The 4,574-nt window shown below is 51.7% G+C and carries 3 protein-coding genes, 4 tRNA genes and 1 pseudogene; 7 read left to right on the top strand and 1 reads right to left on the bottom strand.

Annotated elements, in window-relative coordinates:
* Positions 1-140 precede the first annotated feature (140 nt).
* Together murB and birA are read left to right on the top strand one after the other, a co-directional pair.
* Complete coding sequence (gene murB / locus RT657_RS19555; RefSeq protein WP_313656412.1) at positions 141-1,178, top strand: UDP-N-acetylmuramate dehydrogenase; 1,038 nt, start codon at positions 141-143, stop codon at positions 1,176-1,178.
* Positions 1,175-2,134, top strand: a complete 960-nt coding sequence (gene birA, locus RT657_RS19550; RefSeq protein ID WP_313656411.1) for a bifunctional biotin--[acetyl-CoA-carboxylase] ligase/biotin operon repressor BirA — start codon at positions 1,175-1,177, stop codon at positions 2,132-2,134. Before murB ends, birA begins: the two co-directional genes overlap by 4 nt.
* Positions 2,135-2,176: 42 nt before the next feature.
* Here the strand turns inward: birA and coaA are convergent, their stop codons facing one another.
* Positions 2,177-3,124 (bottom strand): type I pantothenate kinase, encoded by a 948-nt coding sequence (coaA, locus tag RT657_RS19545; RefSeq protein WP_128086824.1) that lies wholly within the window; start codon positions 3,122-3,124, stop codon positions 2,177-2,179.
* Between the two features lie 752 nt (positions 3,125-3,876).
* On the opposite strand from coaA, the gene RT657_RS19540 reads away from it, so the two are divergent.
* The 5 genes and pseudogenes from RT657_RS19540 to RT657_RS19520 form a co-directional block, all read left to right on the top strand.
* Positions 3,877-3,952 (top strand) — tRNA-Thr (locus RT657_RS19540).
* Positions 3,953-3,959: 7 nt separating this feature from the next.
* Positions 3,960-4,044 (top strand) — tRNA-Tyr (locus RT657_RS19535).
* Positions 4,045-4,234: 190 nt separating this feature from the next.
* Positions 4,235-4,309: transfer RNA gene (locus RT657_RS19530), tRNA-Gly, on the top strand.
* Between the two features lie 5 nt (positions 4,310-4,314).
* Positions 4,315-4,390, top strand: a tRNA-Thr gene (locus RT657_RS19525).
* 108 nt (positions 4,391-4,498) lie between these two features.
* Positions 4,499-4,574, top strand: a pseudogene (locus tag RT657_RS19520) (elongation factor Tu); the annotation flags it as partial.

Genomic DNA, 4,574 nt, shown 5'->3' with positions numbered 1-4,574 from the left:
TGAAGAAGCCCCGCACGCGAGTGCGGGGCTTTTTTACGTCCGTCGATCGTGAAAAACCTCATCCGGATCGCCGAAAACAGCCTGAGAACCCCTCTCTGATACGGTAAACTACGGCCAGATAACTCAGTAAAGGCCGTCTAATGTCCAGCCAGCATCCTTCCTTAAAAGCCGACAATACGCTCGGGCTCGAAGTACATACACAAAAACGCGTCGTCGCTGAGACGCCAGCAGCTATTCTGGCAGCCTGGCAGGCCAGCCAGCAGGATCAGACCCCCTTCCTGGTGCTGGGCGAAGGCAGCAATGTCCTCTTCATGGAAGATTTTGCCGGAACTGTCGTATTAAACCGTATTGAGGGCATCCGCATTCAGGATGACGACGAATACTGGCGCCTGCATGTCGGCGCCGGTGAGAACTGGCACCAGCTGGTCAAAAGCACGCTGGAAAAGGGGATTGCCGGCCTGGAAAACCTGGCGCTGATCCCGGGAATGACGGGCTCTGCACCCATTCAGAACATCGGTGCTTACGGCGTCGAGTTGAAAGATGTCTGCGAATATGTGGACGTTCTGAATCTGCACAGTGGCCAGACAGAACGTCTTAATTGTGAGGCCTGTGAGTTTGGCTATCGCGACAGCATTTTCAAACATCGTTATCAGTCAGGCTACGTAATCGTTGCAGTAGGATTCATCTTGCCCAAGCAGTGGCAGCCGGTACTGACCTACGGCGATTTGAAGACGCTCAATCCGCTGACTGCCAGTGCCTGGGATGTCTATCATGCGGTATGCCAGATGCGCCAGAGCAAGTTACCCGACCCCAGGGTCACCGGTAACGTCGGCAGTTTTTTTAAAAATCCGGTAATCTCCGGCGCGCAGTGCCGCTCGCTGCTGGCGCAATTCCCGGCGATGCCGCACTATCAGATGCCAGATGGCGAAACCAAGCTGGCTGCAGGGTGGCTTATCGACCAGTGCCAGCTGAAAGGTTATCGCATCGGCGGCGCGGCCGTTCATCAGCAACAGGCGCTGGTACTGATCAATGCCGGTAACGCCACCTCAGAAGAGATCGTCGCGCTGGCAAAAGCCGTGCGCGCTCGGGTAGGTGAAAAGTTTGATGTCTGGCTTGAGCCTGAAGTGCGTTTTATAGCGGCGCAGGGCGAGTGTAATGCAGTCGGAGTGATAGCATGAAAGACTACAGTGTCCCGCTAAAGCTGGTCGATATTTTATCTGATGGCGAGTTTCATTCCGGCGAGCAACTTGGCGAAACGCTGGGAATGAGTCGGGCGGCTATTAACAAGCATATTCAGACGCTGAAAAGCTGGGGACTCGATGTTTTTACCGTGACAGGGAAGGGTTATAGCCTTCCTGCGCCGATCCAGTTGCTGGACGAACAGCTGATCCTTTCACAGGTCAGGGAGGGCAACGTCTCGGTGATCCCGGTAATAGACTCCACGAATCAATATCTGATGGAGAAGATGCATGGACTTACGTCTGGTGCTGCCTGCATTGCTGAATATCAGCAGGCCGGTCGTGGCCGTCGTGGGCGGCAGTGGTTTTCTCCCTTTGGTGCTAATCTGTACATGTCGATGTACTGGCGCCTGGAACAGGGACCGGCAGCAGCAATGGGGCTAAGCCTGGTCATCGGGATTGTCATGGCGGAGACACTACGTTCATCAGGTGCCGATGACGTCCGCGTTAAGTGGCCTAATGATATCTATCTGAACGATCGCAAACTGGCAGGGATCCTGGTAGAACTGACAGGTAAAACAGGCGATGCTGCTCATATTGTGATGGGTGCCGGAATTAATCTGGCAATGCGTTCGGCCGATGCATCCCAGATTGATCAGGGCTGGATTAACCTGCAGGAAGCCGGTGTCAGGGTGAACCGCAATGAGCTGGCGGCGCGCCTGATTAATCGTCTTCGTGACGCTCTGCCGCTCTTCGAACAGGAAGGATTGACACCCTTTATTGAGCGCTGGGCTGCACTGGACAATTTTATCAACAGGCCGGTTAAGCTGCTGATTGGCGAACGGGAAGTGCACGGTATCGCGCGGGGCGTCGACAGTCAGGGCGGCCTGCTGCTGGAACAGGAGGGTGAAATCAAATCCTGGGTTGGCGGTGAAATATCGCTGCGACCGGTCTGAATCAGCGAGCCTGCATTGATGCAGGCTCTCAGATGGGAACGGTTATTTACGCAGGCGAACCCTGTCGACCGCATGGTCGCCGCTTTTGGTCATAATCAGGCTGGCACGTTCACGTGTTGGCAGGATATTTTCCTGCAGATTAAGCCAGTTTATTTCCTTCCATAAATTTCCCGCAACCTCAATCGCTTCCGCTTCGGAAAGCCGGGCATAGTGATGGAAATAGGAGTCGGGATCGGTAAACGCACCCTGACGGAATTTCAGGAATCGATTGATATACCAGTTCTGCAGAAGATCTTCCTCCGCATCCACATAGATAGAGAAATCGACGAAGTCTGACACGAAGACATGGTGAGGATCGTGGGGATAATCCATCCCGCTCTGTAAAACATTCAGGCCTTCAAGAATAAGAATATCAGGCTGCTGAATCACTTTATCCCCATCAGGGATAACATCATAAATCAGATGCGAATAGACCGGCGCAGTGACCTGACTGGCACCCGACTTTAAGTCAGACACGAAATTAACCAGCCGGTGCATATCATAGGATTGCGGGAAACCTTTCTTCTTCATCAGGCCACGCTCTTTCAGCACGGCATTGGGATGAAGAAAGCCATCTGTGGTGATCAATTCCACTTTACGATGTTCAGGCCAGCGGCTCAGCAACGCCTGCAATACACGCGCCGTGGTGCTTTTCCCGACCGCTACGCTGCCCGCAATACTGATGATATAGGGTATCTTCTGGCCATTGGTGCCGAGGAACTGTTCCAGTACCGCCTGCCGGCGGACATTCGAACTGATATAAAAATTAAGCAGACGCGAAAGCGGCAGATAAATTTCTGCGACCTCTTCCAGTGAGAGATCCTCGTTTATACCTTTCAGCTGCGCGATCTCATCTTCTGACAGTGTCATAGGAACAGAATCACGTAATGCAGCCCACTGCTCGCGAGTGAACTCCAGATAAGGCGTTGTCAGGGGTGTCGTTTTATCCATAAGCATGCATCTGACCACAAATTCAATGCAATCAACCGCGCGTTATCCGATAAGCAGGACAGCACAGGTGAATTGAATCACGAATCGCTGGTTTATCAGTGAGAACAATGGGCTGGAGGGTATCACCAGTATGGCTTTTAACAGAAGTAAAAAGATAGAGGCGATCTCGCTTTCGTCGGCATACCCACAAAACGTTACGATAGTCTTCATTTTCACCGAGCCGGTGTTGTTTATTATCTTAGAGTGCCTTACAGCCACAGTGTGGCGTTAATCGCTCTTGCCTCAGATAAGGACGTCAACGCGGGACAGGAAGGCACAGAAGAGCGCAGAAAAGAAAATCCCGATGCCAGAGACCATCCTCAGCAAAATCTTCCTCCCTGCCAGAGCGATCTTAACGGTGACGCCAAAAAAGAGATTTTCTTTAAGCATAAAAAGGGATCCCTTTTGTGCCGAGGCGGGAGGAGGAATAAATAATGGTCGCAGAGTGGTTCAAAAAAACATCACTCAGTTCGTAAAGGGAAAATAAATGCGCAGGCAGAGGTTCTGTTATCGGCCTGAAAAGGGACTTTCGCGCAAACTGAAGCGTCGGCCATAACCGGCTGAACCGGTAAAAACAGGGCCGGATTGCACAAATATTCTGCAGAAAACCGCGAAAATGCGATGATTTGCACAAATAGTAAGCGATAGAAAAAAATATGCGATTTTTTAGTTGCATCCAGCGCCCGACCTTCCTAGAATGCGCACCACTTGATGCCGGCTTAGCTCAGTTGGTAGAGCAACTGACTTGTAATCAGTAGGTCACCAGTTCGATTCCGGTAGCCGGCACCATCAAGTAGGTGGGATTCCCGAGCGGCCAAAGGGAGCAGACTGTAAATCTGCCGTCACAGACTTCGAAGGTTCGAATCCTTCTCCCACCACCATCTCAGCCTCACGGTTGAGTACAGATAGACAGCCTGTTTATCTGTCAGGTGAGTCATCTATCACCCTGAATTCAGACTGAGCGTTAGCGAAGTCAAAGCCGGTCAGCTTCGCTGGCAGGCAGTAGATAACAGAGAGTCACTCTCTGTTTTCTGCAAGCTACAGAAAGAACAGGTAGCCGAGTTCCAGGATGCGGGCATCGTATAATGGCTATTACCTCAGCCTTCCAAGCTGATGATGCGGGTTCGATTCCCGCTGCCCGCTCCAGATGTGCTGATATGGCTCAGTTGGTAGAGCGCACCCTTGGTAAGGGTGAGGTCCCCAGTTCGACTCTGGGTATCAGCACCACTTCCTTTAATCTCCCTCCTGATTTTCTCTGTAACTTCCTTGCAGTCAGGCATTGCCTGGTTAATGTGATGATATCATTGATATATCCGTGTCTTAGAGGGACTAGCGATGGCTAAAGAGCAATTTCAACGTAACAAACTGCACGTAAACGTGGGCACCATCGGTCACGTTGACCACGGTAAAA

The sequence above is a fragment of the Pantoea sp. genome, assembly GCF_032114055.1.
GTDB lineage: Bacteria > Pseudomonadota > Gammaproteobacteria > Enterobacterales > Enterobacteriaceae > Pantoea.
This window is presented reverse-complemented; position numbering and strand designations above follow the sequence as displayed.